Annotated in this window: 15 protein-coding genes and 1 pseudogene; 6 read left to right on the top strand and 10 right to left on the bottom strand. The window is 74.3% G+C overall.

Annotated elements, in window-relative coordinates:
• Position 1 precedes the first annotated feature (1 nt).
• The 7 genes and pseudogenes from ACQEU6_RS15635 to ACQEU6_RS15665 all read right to left on the bottom strand — a co-directional run.
• A complete protein-coding gene (locus ACQEU6_RS15635) occupies positions 2-652 on the bottom strand; it encodes a response regulator transcription factor (RefSeq protein ID WP_499332629.1) in 651 nt (216 codons plus the stop codon).
• Positions 649-1,878, bottom strand: a complete 1,230-nt coding sequence (locus ACQEU6_RS15640) for a sensor histidine kinase (protein ID WP_499332630.1) — start codon at positions 1,876-1,878, stop codon at positions 649-651. The genes ACQEU6_RS15635 and ACQEU6_RS15640 overlap by 4 nt, the downstream gene beginning before the upstream one ends.
• A 59-nt stretch (positions 1,879-1,937) precedes the next feature.
• Complete coding sequence (locus tag ACQEU6_RS15645) at positions 1,938-3,986, bottom strand: bifunctional copper resistance protein CopD/cytochrome c oxidase assembly protein (RefSeq protein WP_499332631.1); 2,049 nt, start codon at positions 3,984-3,986, stop codon at positions 1,938-1,940.
• Positions 3,979-4,623, bottom strand: a complete 645-nt coding sequence (locus ACQEU6_RS15650; RefSeq protein WP_499332633.1) for a copper resistance CopC family protein — start codon at positions 4,621-4,623, stop codon at positions 3,979-3,981. Before ACQEU6_RS15650 ends, ACQEU6_RS15645 begins: the two co-directional genes overlap by 8 nt.
• 110 nt (positions 4,624-4,733) lie before the next feature.
• The gene (locus tag ACQEU6_RS15655) at positions 4,734-5,849 is read right to left on the bottom strand and encodes a DUF5685 family protein (protein ID WP_499332635.1); all 1,116 of its coding nucleotides are present in this window, start codon (positions 5,847-5,849) and stop codon (positions 4,734-4,736) included.
• 83 nt (positions 5,850-5,932) lie between these two features.
• Positions 5,933-7,231 (bottom strand): helix-turn-helix domain-containing protein, encoded by a 1,299-nt coding sequence (locus ACQEU6_RS15660; protein ID WP_499332637.1) that lies wholly within the window; start codon positions 7,229-7,231, stop codon positions 5,933-5,935.
• Between the two features lie 15 nt (positions 7,232-7,246).
• Positions 7,247-7,579: pseudogene (locus tag ACQEU6_RS15665) on the bottom strand (PucR family transcriptional regulator); the annotation flags it as partial.
• 171 nt (positions 7,580-7,750) lie between these two features.
• Here ACQEU6_RS15665 and ACQEU6_RS15670 point away from each other — a divergent pair.
• From ACQEU6_RS15670 to ACQEU6_RS15690, 5 genes are all read left to right on the top strand, one after another.
• Complete coding sequence (locus ACQEU6_RS15670; protein ID WP_499332638.1) at positions 7,751-9,196, top strand: NCS2 family permease; 1,446 nt, start codon at positions 7,751-7,753, stop codon at positions 9,194-9,196.
• 174 nt (positions 9,197-9,370) lie between these two features.
• The gene (locus ACQEU6_RS15675) at positions 9,371-10,537 is read left to right on the top strand and encodes a glycerate kinase (RefSeq protein WP_499332640.1); all 1,167 of its coding nucleotides are present in this window, start codon (positions 9,371-9,373) and stop codon (positions 10,535-10,537) included.
• Between the two features lie 154 nt (positions 10,538-10,691).
• A complete protein-coding gene (gene ald / locus ACQEU6_RS15680; RefSeq protein WP_499332642.1) occupies positions 10,692-11,807 on the top strand; it encodes an alanine dehydrogenase in 1,116 nt (371 codons plus the stop codon).
• Between the two features lie 69 nt (positions 11,808-11,876).
• A complete protein-coding gene (locus ACQEU6_RS15685; RefSeq protein WP_499332643.1) occupies positions 11,877-12,485 on the top strand; it encodes a histidine phosphatase family protein in 609 nt (202 codons plus the stop codon).
• Between the two features lie 68 nt (positions 12,486-12,553).
• Positions 12,554-12,853: a metal-sensitive transcriptional regulator gene (locus ACQEU6_RS15690; protein WP_089312530.1), complete on the top strand. Its 300-nt coding sequence runs from the start codon at positions 12,554-12,556 to the stop codon at positions 12,851-12,853.
• A 1-nt stretch (position 12,854) separates the two neighbouring features.
• Here ACQEU6_RS15690 and ACQEU6_RS15695 read toward each other — a convergent pair whose 3' ends face one another.
• Positions 12,855-13,385 (bottom strand): MarR family winged helix-turn-helix transcriptional regulator, encoded by a 531-nt coding sequence (locus tag ACQEU6_RS15695; protein ID WP_499332644.1) that lies wholly within the window; start codon positions 13,383-13,385, stop codon positions 12,855-12,857.
• Between the two features lie 129 nt (positions 13,386-13,514).
• On the opposite strand from ACQEU6_RS15695, the gene ACQEU6_RS15700 reads away from it, so the two are divergent.
• Entirely contained in the window at positions 13,515-15,062 is a 1,548-nt protein-coding gene (locus ACQEU6_RS15700) for an MDR family MFS transporter (RefSeq protein WP_499332645.1), read from the top strand.
• Between the two features lie 3 nt (positions 15,063-15,065).
• Here the strand turns inward: ACQEU6_RS15700 and ACQEU6_RS15705 are convergent, their stop codons facing one another.
• Both ACQEU6_RS15705 and cutA read right to left on the bottom strand, forming a co-directional pair.
• Complete coding sequence (locus ACQEU6_RS15705) at positions 15,066-15,932, bottom strand: oxygenase MpaB family protein (protein ID WP_499332646.1); 867 nt, start codon at positions 15,930-15,932, stop codon at positions 15,066-15,068.
• Positions 15,933-16,018: 86 nt separating this feature from the next.
• Complete coding sequence (gene cutA / locus ACQEU6_RS15710) at positions 16,019-16,381, bottom strand: divalent-cation tolerance protein CutA (protein WP_499332647.1); 363 nt, start codon at positions 16,379-16,381, stop codon at positions 16,019-16,021.
• Positions 16,382-16,387 lie beyond the last annotated feature (6 nt).

Raw genomic sequence — 16,387 nt, forward strand, 5'->3', positions numbered from 1 at the left:
CTCAGCCGGGCGTGATGAAGGCCGTCTCGTAGGCGAAGATCACCGCCTGGGTCCGGTCGCGGGCCTGCATCTTGGCGAGGATGTTGCCGACGTGCGTCTTCACCGTCTGCGGGCTCACGAAGAGCTCCCCGGCGATCTCGGCGTTCGAGTGGCCCTTGGCCATCAGCCGCAGCACGTCGCCCTCGCGCTCGGTGAGCCGGCCGTGCCAGGGCGCGCCGGCGGCGCCGGACGGCCCGTGCCGCCCGGCCAGCTCCCGGATCGCCGCCGGGAACAGCAGGCTGTCGCCGTGCGCGACCATCCGGACCGCCTGGAGTATCTCCTCCGGCCGCGTCCGCTTGAGCAGGAAGCCGTTCGCGCCCGCCTTCAGCGCGTCGTAGACGTACTCGTCGTTCTCGAACGTGGTGACGACGATGATCCGCGGCGGCTCCGGCACGGTGGCGAGGATGTGGCGGGTCGCCTGGATGCCGTCGAGGCGCGGCATCCGCACGTCCATCAGCACGACGTCCGGGCGCAGCCGGCGCACCTCGCCCGGGACCTCCGTCCCGTCGGACGCCTCGCCGACGACGGTCAGGTCGTCCTCGGCGTTGATGATGGCGGCGAGCCCCGCCCGGATCAGCCGCTCGTCGTCGACCAGCAGAACCTTGATCGTCATGACCCGGACCTTAGCGGCAGCGAGACGAGCAGCCGCCAGCGGTCGCCGTCGGCGCCGGCGCTCATCTCGCCGCGCAGCACGGTGACGCGCTCCCGGACGCCGCCGAGGCCGCGGCCGCCCCCGTGGTCCGCGCCGTCGCCGCGGTCGCCGAGCGGATTGGTCATCTCGACCTCCAGCCGTTCCCCGTCCGCGCCGAGCCGCAGCCGCACCGGCACCTTGCCCGCGTGCCGGAGCGCGTTCGTCAGCCCCTCCTGGACGATCCGGTACGCCTCCCGCGACACCGCCGCCGGGACGTGCTCCACCTCCGGGCCCACCTCCGCGTCCAGCGCCACCCCGGCGATCCGCGTCTGCTCCAGCAGCCGCCCGAGATCCTTCAGCGTGGCCTGCGGGGCCGGGCGGGACCGGTCGTCGCGCAGCAGCCCGAGCACGTGGTCGAGATCCTCCAGCGCGGACCGGGCGGAGTCCTCGATCGCGGCGAGCGCCTCGCGGGCGAACTCCGGATCACTGTCCAGCACCCGCCCGGCCGCCCCGGCCTGCAGCGTCACCACGCTGAGCGCGTGCCCCACCGAGTCGTGCAGCTCCCTCGCCAGCCGGTTGCGCTCGGCGAGCCTGACGGCCTCGGCCCGCATCCCGGCCAGCCGCTCGGCGGCGGACGGCCCGAGGAGCACCGGCGCCAGCCGGGCCAGCAGCGCGCCCGCCCCCACGATCAGCGCGAGCAGCGCGGCCAGCGACGCCAGCCCGATCAGCGGCGCGGGCCACTGGTGCCAGGCGTCCTGCCAGCCCCAGGACTCCAGGAACCGGGTGTCCCAGCTCACCGCGGGCGCGAGGATCATCACGACGGCGGCCGGGGGGACCGCCAGGCTCAGCCCGCTGACCACCACGCCCGTGCCGAGGTGCAGCGTGAACCACGCCGCGGTCCGCCTCCGGCTCTCCCAGGTGCCCGCCGAGCCGGGCGCGAGCGCGGCGGCGGGGCCCCGGAGCAGTTCCTTGGCGAGGGAGCTCTCCAGCAACCGCACCGTCGGCACGAGCCCGGTGACGAACGTCGCCGCGGCCGGCACGACGACCAGCATCAGCACGACCTTGACGGCGCCGTCGCCCATCGGCAGCAGCGGGATCATGCTGATCGCCAGGAACCAGTACGGCATCAGCAGCGCACCGCCCACGACGAGGTGGGACCAGCGCCGCCAGGTCGTCCGCTCGATCAGCGGGCGGAGCACGCGGAGCACGCCACGATCCTGGCAGAACCCGCTCCCCCGCCCACTCCCCCGCGCGGGGGAGAGCGCGCTCACGCGTTGTCCTTCTCCCCGGCCGCGCGCTCCCCGGCCGCGCGGTCGCGCTCGGCGAGCTTGGCCAGGCGCGCGTTGTAGGCGGCGAGCTCGTCGTCCTCGGGGCGGCCCCCGGCCTTGGCGGCCCGGTCGGCCTTGCGGTCGCTGCGCCGCGCCTGCCGCTGGTCGTGGACGTACCACTGGAACGCCAGCACGATCAGGACGATGAACGTCGGCACCTCGCCGAAGCCCCACGCGATGGAGCCGCCGGTGTGCTGGTCGTGCAGGATCGTGGTGCCCCACGGCGGGTCGACGGCGGTGTACCAGCCGCGGGCGAGCGCCTGGCTCATGTTCATCAGGGCGATGCCGAAGAACGCGTGGAACGGCATCGTGACGAACAGCAGCAGCAGGCGGGCCGGGTAGGGCAGCTTCCGCGGCGCCGGGTCGACGCCGAGCAGCACCCAGAAGAACAGGGAGCCGCTGGCCAGGAAGTGGACCGTCATCGCGATGTGGCCGAGGTGGTTGCGCATCGCGGACTCGAACAGCGGCGTGAAGTACAGCACGAACGTGCTGACCACGAAGATGAGGGTGGCGACCGCGGGATGCGCGATGACCGCGAGGCACCGGCTGTGCAGCACGGCGGTGATCCATTCGCGCGGGCCGCGGTCGCCGCGCACGCGGGCGGGCTTGAGGGCCCGCAGCGCCAGCGTCACCGGCGCGCCGACGACCAGGAAGATCGGCGTCAGCATGTTCAGCACCATGTGCTGCGCCATGTGGACGCTGAACAGGATCGGCGCGTACCTGGCGACGCCGGTCTGGGTGACGGCCACGATCGTCACGAGCCCGATCATCCAGGACGCGGTGCGCACCCCGGACCAGGAGTCGCCGCGCCGCCGCAGCCGGACGACCGCGGCGATGTAGAGGCCGCCGAGGACGACGACGAGGGCGGCGAAGAACAGGTCGAACTGCCCCAGCGTCAGCAGCCGCACCGGGGTGACCTGGGGCGGCATGTCGTAGCCGAGCAGGGACTTGATCGCCGACTCGGGCTCGGCCGGAGCGGGCGGCGCGGTCCGGGCCAGCGCGACGGCCAGGCCCATGGTGGCGCCCATCACGGCGGCCTCGACGGAGGCGAAGCGGGCGAACGCCCCCGGCCTCCCGTCGGCCACCGCGGGCAGCGTCCGCGTCCGGTGCCACCAGCCGAACCAGCCGAGCAGGCAGAACGCGATGATCTTGCCGAGCGCGAGCCGTCCGTAGTCGGTCTCGACCATCTCACGCGGGTCCGGCAGCCGGGCGATCACGTTCACCAGGCCGCTGGCGCCGACGGTGACGTAGCACCACAGGGCCATCCGGCTGAACCGCTCCGCCACCACCGGCAGCCGGTCGCGGCGCAGCAGCGCGTGAGCGCCGGCGATGGCGAGCCCGCCGACCCACGGGGCGACCGCGACGACGTGCAGGGCGACGCCGGTCGTCGCGGTGGAGTGGTTGGCGGCCGAGGCCGAGTGCCCGGTGAGCGGCGCGGGCAGCAGCGCGATCCCGGCGAGGGCGAGCAGCCCGAACGCGGCGGCGGGCGTGGCGGTGGTGCGGGCCAGCAGCGCCACCACGACGGCCAGCAGCACCACGACCATCAGGGCGGTGCCCTGCGGCAGCGACCCGACGTAGCTGCTCAGCTCGCTGCCGGTGAGGACGTCGCCGACCGGCTGGCCGAGCACGTCCGCGACGGTGAACACCAGCGTGGCCGCCGCGGCGGCGGCCCAGGCGGCGGCGATCCAGGAGGCGGCGTTCAGGTAGCCGAGGGCGTCCCGGGACAGCCGCGGCGCGGCGCGCCCGCCCTCGACGGGCAGGAACGCGGCCGCGGCCAGCAGGGCGCCGACGGTCAGCGCGGACAGCAGGTCCATCGCCGCCCGGGAGACCGGCAGCCCCCACCGGGTGAGGGCGCCCGCGTCGCCGAGGCCGGGGATGACCTTCTCGGTGACCGAGCCGCCGAGGACCAGCCCGGCCACCAGCAGGGCGGCGCACGCGGCCAGGGCGGCCGCGCCCGCCCGCCAGACGGCCAGGCTCCCCCTACTCACCGCCGGTTGCCGCCTGGTGCTTGCGCTTGGCGCGGAACACGATGGCCACCCCGATGCCGACGCCCACGAGCAGGCCGCCGATGATCAGCACCCACAGCAGCATCCCGGAGCCGGAGTCCTCCGCGGCCGCGGCCTGCTCCTGGTCGATCTTGAGCGGCTGCTCGTCGGAGTTGGCGGCCGGGCCCGTCTGCTCCTCGGCGCCGACCCCGCCCGCGGTGGGCGCGGACGAGGCGGCCGGGGCGCCCGCGCCGCCGTCCCCGGGCACGCTGAACGTCAGGTCGTTCCCCTCGATCGGGTGCCCGTCCTCGCCGACGACCCGGTAGGCGACCGTGTAGGAGCCGGCGGGCAGCGGCCCGGACAGCTTCTGCGTGATCTTGGTCCCGGCGCGCTCGGCCGCGCCCGCCTGGAACTCCTTCTTCTTCCCGTCGCTGACGACGACCTTCGCCACGCTGATCTCGTCGCTGAAGACCAGGGTGACCTCGGTGACCGCGTCCGCCGCCTCGCCCTTCCCGGGCGTGCTGCCGACCAGCTTCGTGTGCGCCAGCGCGGGCGGCGCGGTGAAGGCGCCGAAGGCGAGCGCGGCGGCGGCGATCAGACCGAGGCGGCGCAGGGGCCGGCGGGACTTGAGCATGTTCATGGAGGGCCGGGTTCTCTAGTGAGTCGAAGGGCTCCGTCCACCCTACTGAGCCCGCCGCCATGACACGTCCCGGGTCGCGCGCCCGCGCGCCCCGGCGGAAGCGGCGCAGGTCAGTTGCACCCGCAGTCGCAGTCGCAGCAGTCGCACGAGTCGCAGCAGTCGCATGAGTCGCAGCAGTTGCAGCAGTCGCAGCAGCTTCCGTCGCACCTGCCGGCGTGCCGGGAGCACCAGCAGCGTTCGTCGCACGACTCGCCGTGGTGGTCGCTCCACTCGGGCTGGAAGATCCCGCACGTGACGCAGACCAGCGTCCCGGTGAAGCAGGGGATCGGCCAGCCGGGGCGCGGGGGCCGGGGCCCCCGCCTCGCCAGGTCCGCCGGGGCGGCGAAGGCGCGCTCGACCGATCGGCCCGCCTCGCGCTCCAGCAGGGCGCGGACGAGGCGCGGCCTCTCCATCTCCAGCTCGGCGAGCGCGAGCCTCAGCCCGTGCAGCGCGCCGTCGGCGTGCCGGCGGGCCTCGTCGAGCGCGGTGCCGGTGGCGAGGAGCGGGTTGTACGCGCCCGCCGCCTCGTCCTCGGCGAGGTCCTCGACGGCGTCGATGAGGTGGGCGAGGCGCCCGAAGAAGCGGCCCGCCTCGGCGAGCGTCTCGGCGTTGCCCTCCCTGCCCGCGAGGACGGCCGTGTGCGCGAACACGGCGGCGACCGCCGTCTCGGTGGGCTCGGTCAGGTCGAGGAGCCCGAGGCCGGGGGCCGCCTCCAGGAGCGGCTGCCGGGCGACGGCGTCGCGCAGCACCGCCGGGTCGAACCCGACGGCCCCGCCCGTGCGGCCTCCCGCGGCGTCCCACCGGTCGGCCATCCGCCCGGCCGCCGCGGCGACGAGCCGGCGCCCGTAGGGCCCGTCGCCGTCGGCGACGTGGTCGCGGGTCTTGCCGGCGGCGAGCAGCAGGGACGCGGCCGCGGCGAGCTGCGCGCCCTGCGCCCGCGCGGTGACGACCTCGGCGGTCCGCATCCCGCGCAGGGCGCACGGCCCCGCCTTGCGGCGCGGCGACAGCTCCGGCGCCTGCGCCTCCACCAGCACCGACACCAGCAGCCCGTCGTAGTTGGTGACCAGCCGCGCGGCCTGGCCGTGCTCGGCCCGCAGCGTCAGGCACAGCCCGCACAGGTGGGCCATCCAGTCCTTGAACAGGGACCCGCACAGAACATGGCGGCAGGGCCGAACAACACCGAACACGACCAATTCCCCCATCTCACGCCGACCGCAGCATTATTCATGGACGCGGCGGGGCGCGAAACGGTTCGGCCGGAACGGTCCCGTCAGACCCCCACGCAGGTCAGGGCGCGGCGGTAGGCGGCCATACGGGGCCCGTCGGAGGTCCCCGTCCCGGCCAGCACCTCGGCGAGGTCGAACCACGCCTGCGCGGCCTCCCGGGAGGACTCCATCTCCTCCAGGCAGGTCGCGGCCCGGGTCAGCACCTCGACCGCGCGGTCATGCCGGCCGAGCCGCACCGACGCCTCACCGAGCACGGTCAGCGCTCCGGCGGTGGCGCGGCGCGGGGCGTCCCCGAGCAGGTCCAGGGCCTCCTCGGCGAGCGCCACCGCCTCGGCCGGACTCCCGAGCGCCGTCTCGGCGCGGGCCAGCTCCGTCAGGCACCAGGCCACGTCGATCTCGCCGGAGGAGCTGGCGCTGATCTCGCCGCGCACCCGGGTCAGCAGCTCGCGGGCGCGGGCGGCCTGGTCGGGCTTGGCCCGCAGCAGCAGCCCCGCGTAGATGACGCGGAGCCGGTTGAGGTTGCGGGGGTCCTCGCCGTCGCCGGCCAGCATCAGGGCCCGCTCGGCGAGCGCGACCCCCTCGTCGTACTCGCCGCGGATCTCCGCGACGTAGGCGGCCTCCCAGTAGGCGACCATGCGGGCGCGGGGGCTGCCGATCCGCTCGGCCCGCTCGACGAGCTGGGACGCGAGCTGGCGGGCCCGGACCAGGTCGCCGCGCTCGATGAACGCCGACAGCAGCGCCGCGCCGAGGTCGACGGCGGCGTCGGTGGAATCGGCGCCGGTGGCGACCAGGTGCCGCAGCGCGGTCTCGGCGGCCTCCACGCCCGCGCTGATGTCGCCCCGCTCGCGCAGGCAGCGGCTCAGCGCGACGTGCACCTTGGCCCAGTGGTCGAGGTCGGCCTCGGCGGACGCCTGCTCGGTCAGCGCCGTCAGCTCGGCGATCGCCTCCTCCAGCTCGCCCGCGGCCTCCAGCGCGAGCGCGTGGCCCCAGCGTGCCTGATGCAGCATCTCGGGCAGCGCGACAGCGTCGGCGCTCGCGAGCACCTCGGCGAACCGGGCCCGCGCCTCGGCCGCCGCGCCGTTGCTGAGCGCGATCTCGGCGTAGTCGAGCGTGACGCGCAGCTCGTCCACGACGTCCTCGCTGACGCCGCTGACGAGGTAGGTCGCCGAGCAGTTCAGCTTCGCCGCCAGCAGGTCGACGACGCTCGGCGCCGGCACCCGCTTGTCGCTCTCGATCAGCGAGATGTAACTGTCGGACAGCTCGGGGAAGGCGAGCTGCGCCTGGCTCACGCCCTGCCGGATCCGCAGGGCGCGAATGCGCTGCCCCAGTGTCTCCCGATCCATCGTTGTGACCACCGCCTACAAGGTGCTCGCCGCGCGCAGGGCGAGGAAGAAGTCGACTCGGTCCTCAAGTCTGCCGAGATCCCGACCGGTCAGGTCCTCGATTCGCCGGATTCGGTACCGAAGCGTGTTCACATGGACGTGCAGCCGCGTCGCGGAGCGGTTCCAGGAACCCGAGCAGGACAGGAAGACCTCCAGCGTGTGCACGAGATCGGCCTGCCTGGCGCTGTCGTACTCCTCCAGGGCGCCGAGCATCCGCGCGCGGAACGACGACCGCGTCCGCTCCGGGACGGACGCCAGCAGCCACGCGTAGGAGTCCAGGGCCGTCACCCCGGCGGAGTCTCGCATTCGCACCAGGGCAGGCTATAGGGGACGCATCACCCCCGTCACGCTGCGAAGGACGGGAATCACGTCCCGGCATCCTTCCGCCCCGCGAGACCTCCTGGCCTTCCAGGCCCTCCGGACGGCTACCCTGTGCACGCCGTTTCCGAACACCATGCTGCTGAATGCGGAGCGCCCGTCATGTCCAAGACCCAGGCCGGACCGGCCGACGATTCACCGCCGGCGAACGGGCGCGGGCCGCTGGAGCGGCTGTTCGAGCTCACCGCGCGCGGCAGCTCCGTCCCGCGCGAGCTGCGCGGCGGCGTGACCACGTTCTTCGCGATGGCCTACATCATCCTGCTGAACCCGCTCATCCTCGGCGGGGCGAAGGACGTCGACGGGGCGTTCCTGTCGATCCCGCAGCTGACCACGATGACGGCGCTGTCCGCCGCGATCACCACCGTGATCATGGGCCTGGTCGGGAACGCGCCGCTGGCGCTCGCCGCGGGCCTCGGCATCAACGCGGTCGTGGCGTTCCAGGCGGCGCCGGTGATGACCTGGCCGCAGGCCATGGGCCTCGTGGTGATCGAGGGCGCGGTCATCGTGCTGCTGGCGGTCACCGGCGTCCGCGAGCGGATCATGAACTCGATCCCGCTGGCGCTCAAGCACGCGATCGCGGTCGGGATCGGCGCGTTCATCGCGCTGGTCGGCCTCTACGACGCCGGGTTCGTCACCTCCAGCGCCACGAGCCCGCCGCTGTCCCTCGGCACCGGCGGCCGGCTGGAGACGTGGCCGACGCTGGTGTTCGCGGGGACCCTGCTGCTGATGATCGTCCTGTACGTGCGGCGGGTGCCCGGCGCGATCCTGATCAGCATCGTCGCCGGCACGGTCGGGGCGGTGCTCATCCAGGAGAACGCCTCCGTCAAGCAGGGCGGCTGGGGTGTGGTCACCCCCGACATGCCCCACAAGCTGTTCGCCGCCCCCGACTTCGGGCTGTTCGGGGAGATCTCCCTGTTCGGCGGGTTCGGCCGGGCCGGGGTGATCACCGCGCTGGTCGTGCTGTTCACGCTGGTGCTGTCGGGGTTCTTCGACGCGATGGGGACGATCCTCGGCATCAGCGACGAGGCGGGCCTGGTGAGCGAGAAGGGCGAGGTGCCGCGGCTCGGCCGGATCCTGTCGGTGGACGGGCTGTCCGCCGCGTTCGGCGGCCTCACGAGCTCGTCGGCGAACACGGTGTTCGTCGAGTCGGCGGCGGGCGTCGGCGAGGGCGCCCGCACGGGCCTGGCCAACATCGCCACGGGCGCGCTGTTCGCGGTGACGCTGTTCCTCACCCCGCTGGCGGCGACCGTCCCCGCGCAGGCCGCGGCGCCGGCGCTGGTGGTGGTCGGCGCGCTGATGATGACGCAGGTCGCCAAGATCGACTGGAACGACCTGGAGATCACGATCCCGGCGTTCCTCACCGTCGTGCTGATGCCCTTCACGTTCTCGATCACCACCGGCCTGGGCATGGGCATCATCGGCTACGTCGTCATCAAGGCCACGCGCGGGAAGCTGCGCGAGATCTCCCCCGCCCTCTGGATCGTGGCGGCCCTGTTCGTCGTCTACTTCGCCATCCACCCCGTCCAGAAGTGGCTCGGCGTCGGCTGAGCCCGCGCGACCGCCCGCGCACGGGGAACCCCGGGGAAACACGGACGCACGGTGACCGCTCCGCGACGGAACTCGCGCGTTTGTAGGTCTCGGAGGCGGTTGCGGGTGTCAAATAGTGCCGGCATGGCGTAAGCAGAAGGTAGGGCCTTACCCCCCGGCGTGAAAGGCGTGGCTGTGGCGTCCGCGGACTCTCCCTCCCACCCGTCCCCGCCAGGTCACGTCCTGCTGGCGCCTGACAGGTTCCCGGGAGCGCTGACCGCCGCGCGGGCGGCGCGGCACCTCGCCGCCGGGCTGCGCCGCGCGCGCCCCGGCGTCGCGCTGCTGGAGCTGCCCGTGGCCGACGGCGGCGACGGCACCGTCGAGGCCGCGGTGGCGGCCGGATGGCGGCGCGTCGAGATCGAGGTGTGCGGGCCGACCGGCCGTCCGGTGACGGCGCGGCTGGCGCTGGACGGCGCGAGCGCGGTGGTCGAGCTGGCGGAGGCGTCCGGGCTGCGGCGGCTGCCCGGCGGCAGGCCGCGCCCGCTCACCGCCTCCAGCGTCGGGACGGGCCAGCTGCTCGCGCACGCCGTCCGGCTCGGCGCCCGGCGGATCGTCCTCGGCCTCGGCGGCGGCGCGTGCACCGACGGCGGCGCGGGCCTCGTCCAGGGGCTCGGCGGGCGGCTGCTGGACGCGCTCGGCAAGGACCTGCCGCCCGGCGGCGCGGCGCTGCGCTCGCTGCACGCCCTCGACCTGCGCGGCCTTCCCGACATGTCGGGAATTGAGGTGGTGGTGGCGGGCGACCCCGCCGGGCCGCTGCTCGGCCGCACCGGCGCCGCCGCGGTGGACGGCCCGCGCCGCGGCGCGAACCGCGACGAGGTGCGGCTGCTCGACGCGGGCCTGCGGCGCTGGGCCGACCTGGCCGAGGCGGCGGCCCGCAGGACGGCCCGCGACCTGCCCGGCGCCGGGACGGCGGGCGGCGTCGGGTTCGCCGCGCTCACCTTCCTCGGCGCGACGATCGAGCCCGGCCCGGCCCTGATGCTCGACCTGCTGGGCTTCGCGGAGAAGGCGCGCGGCGCGCGGCTGGTCGTCACCGGCGAGGGCGTCCTGGACACCCGGTCGCTGCGCGGCAGCGCGCCGGTGCACGCCGCCCGCGCCGCCGCCCGCGCGGGCGCGCCGGTCGTGGCGGTGGCCGGCCGCCGGAGCCTCACCGGGGAGCAGCTGCGCAAGGCCCGGATCCAGGCGGCGTACGCGCTGGCCGACATCGAGCCGGACGACGAGCGCCGCGTCCGCAGAGCGGGCCCGCTGCTGGAGCAGCTGACGGTCGCGATCGCCGACGAGTGGCTCCCCCGGGGCCCGGCGTAGTCCGGACCGCTCCAAAGTCCGCGCACCCGGACAGCCCTTTACATTGTGTCGTCGAAACGGCCGATGCCTTGACACAGTGCGTATGGCCGGACGTCGTCCCCGCCCCGCACGCTGGAGGCGTACATCCTGGTCAGCGTTGACAGAGGAGCTTCCGGTGAAGATCGGTGTCCCGCGAGAGGTCAAGAACCACGAGTACCGCGTGGCGATCACCCCGGCGGGGGCGCACGAGCTCACCCGGCACGGCCACGAGGTGTTCGTGGAGCGGGGCGCCGGGACCGGCTCGGCCATCCCCGACGAGGACTTCGCCGCCGCGGGCGCCAAGATCCTCGACGGCCCGGACGAGGTCTGGGCCGAGGGCGGGCTGATCCTCAAGGTGAAGGAGCCGATCGCGCCCGAGTACCACCGGATGCGCGAGGGCCAGGTCCTGTTCACCTACCTGCACCTGGCCGCGTCCCGCGAGTGCACCGACGCCCTCCTGGCGGCCGGCGTCACCGCGATCGCCTACGAGACCGTCCAGCTCCCGGACCGCTCCCTGCCGCTGCTCGCCCCCATGTCCGAGGTCGCCGGACGGCTCGCCCCGCAGGTCGGCGCCTACAACCTGATGTCGTTCAACGGGGGGCGCGGCGTCCTTCCCGGCGGCGTGCCGGGCGTCGCGCCCGCCAAGGTCGTCGTCATCGGCGGCGGCGTGTCCGGCCTCAACGCCGCGCAGATCGCCGTCGGCATGGGCGCGGACGTCACCGTCCTGGACGTCGACGTGGACCGGCTGCGCGGGATCGACGCCGTCTACCAGGGCCGCCTGCGGACGCTGGTGTCCAGCGCCTACACGGTCGAGCAGGAGGCCCTCGCGGCCGACCTCGTCATCGGCGCCGTGCTCGTCCCGGGCGCGCGGGCGCCCAAGCTGATCTCCAACGAGCTGGTGGCCCGGATGAAGACCGGCTCGGTCCTGGTGGACATCGCCATCGACCAGGGCGGCTGCTTCGAGGACTCCCGTCCCACCACGCACGCCGACCCCACCTACCGGGTGCACGGCTCGACCTTCTACTGCGTCGCGAACATGCCCGGTTCGGTCCCCAACACCTCCACCTACGCCCTGACCGGCGTGACGCTCCCCTACGCCGTCCAGATCGCCGACGGGGGCTGGCGCGGGGCCCTGCACGCCGACGCCGCCCTCGCCCGCGGCCTCAACACCCACGCCGGCGCGCTCGTCTACGACCACGTCGCGGAGGCCCACGGCCTCCCCCGCACGCCCCTCACCTCGATCCTCGACTGAGCGCCTCCCCCGCCCCGTCACCCGTTCCGGGGGTTCTTCGCGGGCGGCCCGCCGGGTAGACAGGCGGGCATGGGTGAACTGATCTTGGTGCGGCACGGGGAGACCGAGTGGAGCCGGGCGCGGCGGCACACCGGGCGGACCGACCTGCCGCTGACCGCGCGGGGCGAGGAGCAGGCCGGCGCGCTGCGCGGCGCCCTGGCCGGGCGTACCTTCGCGCGGACGCTGGTCAGCCCGGCGGAGCGGGCGCGGCGGACGGCCGAGCTCGCCGGGCTGCGGGCGGACGAGATCGACCCCGACCTGTGGGAGTGGGACTACGGCGGCTACGAGGGCGTCGGCACCCGGGCGATCCGCGAGGAGCGGCCCGGCTGGTTCCTGTGGGACGACGGGGTGATCCCGGGCGACGCCGGCCATCCGGGCGAGACCGTCGGCCAGGTCGGCGCGCGGGCGGACAGGGTCCTCGCGCGGGCGCGGCCGCTGCTGGCCGGCGGCGACGTCGCGCTGGTCGCGCACGGCCACGTCCTGCGGGTGCTGACGGCGCGGTGGCTGGGGCTGGACGCCGCGCTGGGGCGGCTGTTCGCGCTCGACACCGGTACCGTGTCGGCGCTCGGATCCGAGCACGACCGGCCGGTCGTCAGCGCGTGGAACGTGCCCGCCCCCCGGGCGCCCCACACCGCATAAGGTACCTGTTAGGGGATGTCCCCCAGGGGTACCCGGGCGTGCGCCCCCGACGGATTGCGAGGACGGAGATGGCGACCAGCGAAACCCCCACCCGCGGGTACACCGCCACGAAGGACCAGCTGCAGACGCGGCTCGCCCGGATCGAGGGCCAGGTGCGCGGCATCGACCGGATGGTCGAGGAGGACCGCTACTGCATCGACATCCTCACGCAGATCAGCGCCGTCCAGGCGGCGCTGGACAAGGTGGCGCTCGGCCTGCTGGACGGGCACGTCCGGCACTGCGTGGCCGAGGGCGCGGAGGAGGGCAAGGGCGAGGCGATGTCGACCGAGCTGATGGCGGCCGTCGGACGGCTCATGCGCCGCGGCTGAGTCACCCGCCCGGGCAGCCGCCCCCGGGGCCGCGTTCGTCCGCGGCCCCCGGCTGCGCGCGCTCCATGGTCTCGACGAGCACGCGCCAGCCGTGCAGGAACCGCGCCCGGTCCTCGGGGGCGAGCGTCTCCAGCGTGACCCGCAGCGGCCGCAGCCGCCGCCAGGCGAACCGCTCGGTCACCTCGCGGTGCCGCTCGCTCAGGCTGATGATCGTCCGCCGGCGGTCCCGCTCGTCCGGGCGCCGCTCCACGAAGCCGCCCCGCTCCAGCTCTCCGACCAGCTGGCTGACCGTCGCCGGGCTCAGCGCCATGTGACCGGCGAGCACGCCGACCGGCACCGGGCCGTGCAGGACGAGTTGCATCAGCGCCGGGACGTGCCGGGGGCCGAGCCCGGCGGCCCGCACCTCGCCGATGAGCTCCTCGGCGTCCTCGCGGCCGCCCTTCAGGCCGCGGATCAACCGGCCCATGAGCTGGATCATCGTCTCCAGGTCGGCGTCGACCGACGCGGCGGCATCGACCCCTTCCTCAGACATACCTTGAAGTTCAACACATTCCGTGATGCACTGCAAAATGTTGAACTTCAAGGCGTTTCACGTCTTGACCGACGGGGGCACGGGGCAACCGTCGGAGCCGCGGTGGGACTCGACGCGAAGGGGCCGACCATGACCGAGAGCCCGGCCACGAGGGTGGCGCCGCCCGGGGGCGCGGGAAGCGGCGAACGGCTCGACCGGCAGACGATCGTCCTCGGCCTGGTCATCGTGTCGGGCACCCTCATGGCGATCCTCGACACCACGATCGTCAACGTCGCGCTGGAGACGCTCGGCCGCGACTTCGGCACCGGCCTGTCGACGATCCAGTGGGTCATCACCGGCTACATGCTGGCGATGGGCACCGTCATCCCGCTCACCGGCTGGGCCGTCGACCGGTTCGGCGGGCGCCGCGTGTGGATGACCTCCATCGTGCTCTTCGTCCTCGGGTCGGTCCTGTCGGGCGCGGCCTGGAACATCGAGTCATTGATCGTCTTCCGGGTCGTGCAGGGGCTCGGCGGCGGCATGCTGATGCCGACCGGCATGGCCATCCTGACGATGGCGGCCGGGCCGCGCCGGATGGGCCGCATCATGAGCATCGTCGGCGTCCCGATGCTGCTCGGGCCGGTGCTCGGCCCCGTCATCGGCGGGTGGCTGGTCGAGGACGTCGACTGGCGCTGGATCTTCTTCGTGAACCTGCCCGTCGGCGCGCTCGCCTTCGCGCTCGCGTGGTGGAAGGTGCCGCACGGCCGCGGGGAGCACGCGGCGCCCGGAATCGACCTGCCCGGTCTGCTCCTGCTGCCGCCCGGGTTCGTCCTGCTCATCTACGGCCTGTCCACCGCGAGCAGCAACGGCGGCTTCGGCCGCCCGTCCACGATCGCCTGGCTGGCCGGCGGCGTCATCCTGATCGCCCTGTTCGCGCTGCACAGCCTGCGGCGCCGCGAGCGCGCCCTGATCGACGTGCGGCTGTTCGCCGACCGCACGTTCGCGACCGCGGCCGTCGCGGTGTTCTTCGTCGGCATCGCCCTGATGGGCTCGATGCTGCTCATCCCGCTCTACTACCAGATCGCCCGCGGCGAGGGGGCGCTCGCGGCGGGCCTGCTGCTCGCCCCGCAGGGCCTCGGCGCCGCGACCGCGATGCCGATCGCCGGCGTGGTCACCGACAAGCTCGGCGCCGGACGGATCGTCCCGGTCGGCATCGTCGTCCTGGTGCTCGGCACCATCCCGTTCGCGACGGTGGGCGCGGACACCTCCTACTGGCTGCTCGGCGGCGCCCTCTACGTGCGGGGCATCGGGCTCGGCTGCACGATGATGCCCACCATGTCGGCGGCGCTGACGACGCTCGGCCGGGCCGTGGTGTCGCGCGCCAGCAGCACGCTGAACATCATCGTCCAGCTCGGCGGGTCGGTCGGCACGGCCCTGCTCGCCGTCGTCCTGGCCCGCCAGATCAGCGACCGCATCCCCCAGGCGCCCGGCGGCGACGGAGGCGGGGCCGCCGGCGGCACGGGGCGGCTCCCCGAACAGGCACGCGAGCAGCTCGCGCCCAAGCTGGCCGGCGCGTTCGCGCACACGTTCTGGATCGCGCTCGTCCTCACCGCCGTGCTGATCCTGCCCGCCCTGCTGCTCCCGCGGCACGGCGCCCGCGATCACGACGGCGTGCCGGACGCTCCCCCGATGGGGTGAGTCTCAGGAGGCGATCGACCAGGCGGCCAGGCCCGACTCGTGCTCGCGCGTGAGGCGCCTGGCCCGCTGGGCGTCCGGCGAGTAGCGGAACCGCTCCGGCACGACCTGCGTGGTGCGGTAGAGGCCCTTCAGCGTCACCGTCGCGGCCAGGTCCGAGGTCGGCAGCCCCGGCAGCCCGTACATGCGGCGGGCCCACCGCGGCAGCGTCGACACGACCAGCACCCCGAGGCCGGGCGCGGCGAGCTTGAGCGGCAGCAGCGGCCGCGGCACGGCCGGGCTGAACATGCGGCGCAGCCCCTCGCGCGCCTCCCGGCACGCGAAGATCTGCCGCCGCATGCCGGCGTAGTAGTCCCGCATGTCCGCGACGGTGGCCGGCACGTCCGCCGGGTCGAGGCCGACGACCGCGGCGGCGCGGCGCTGCTCGTCCACGAACGCGTCGGCGTCGCGGGCGGTCAGCGGCACCCCGGCGCGGCGCGCCACGTCCAGGTAGGAGTCGACCTCGCCCAAGTGGACCCACAGCAGGTTCTCGGGGTCGTCCACCGGGAACGTCTCGCCGGTGCGCATGTCGAGGCCGGTCAGCTTGGAGTGCAGCCGGCGGACGCGGCGCCCCACCCGCTCGACCTCCTCGTGCGTGCCGTAGGTGCGGACGCGGACGAACTCGACCGTCCGGACGAGCCGCGCCCAGGCCGCGGAGGGGTCCATGAGCTCGGAGTTCTGCGCGGTCCCCCACATCGTGCGCGGATGCAGCGCCTGCAGCAGCAGCGCCCGGATCCCTCCGACGATCAGCACGGGCTCGCCCATGACGTGCCACGTCACCGAGCCCGGCCCGAACAGCCCGTGGTCCGCCCTCTCCTCGCTCGCCTCGTGCACCTCGACCGCCTCCCGCCGCCGCGGCCGGGCGCGCCGCCCGCGCCGCGTAACCGGAGGCTTACCCTGCCATGACGGCCGTCACACGATCAATCCCGGTCGCCCTCCGCGATCGCCTCGTCCTGCTCCTCCGGCTCGGTCTGCTCGGTGACCCAGGCGAGGTAGTCCATGCTGCCCGCCACCACCGGCGTCGCGACGATCTCCGGGGTGTCGTAGGAGTGGCCCTCGGTGATCAGGGAGGCCAGCTCGTCGAACCGGTCGGCGGAGGTCTTGAACAGCACCATCCACTCCTCCGCCGACTCGATCTCGCCCTCCCACCAGTAGGTGCTGGCGATCGGGCCCACCAGCTGCGCGCAGGCCGCGAGCCGCTCGGCGACCGCCGAGCGGGCCAGCTCGGCCGCCTCGGCGCGCGAGTCGGTCGCGGTCGTCACCTGCACGTAAGAGTGCGCCATGGCACG

The sequence above is a fragment of the Spirillospora sp. CA-108201 genome (assembly GCF_050936235.1).
Classification (GTDB): Bacteria; Actinomycetota; Actinomycetes; order Streptosporangiales; family Streptosporangiaceae; genus Spirillospora.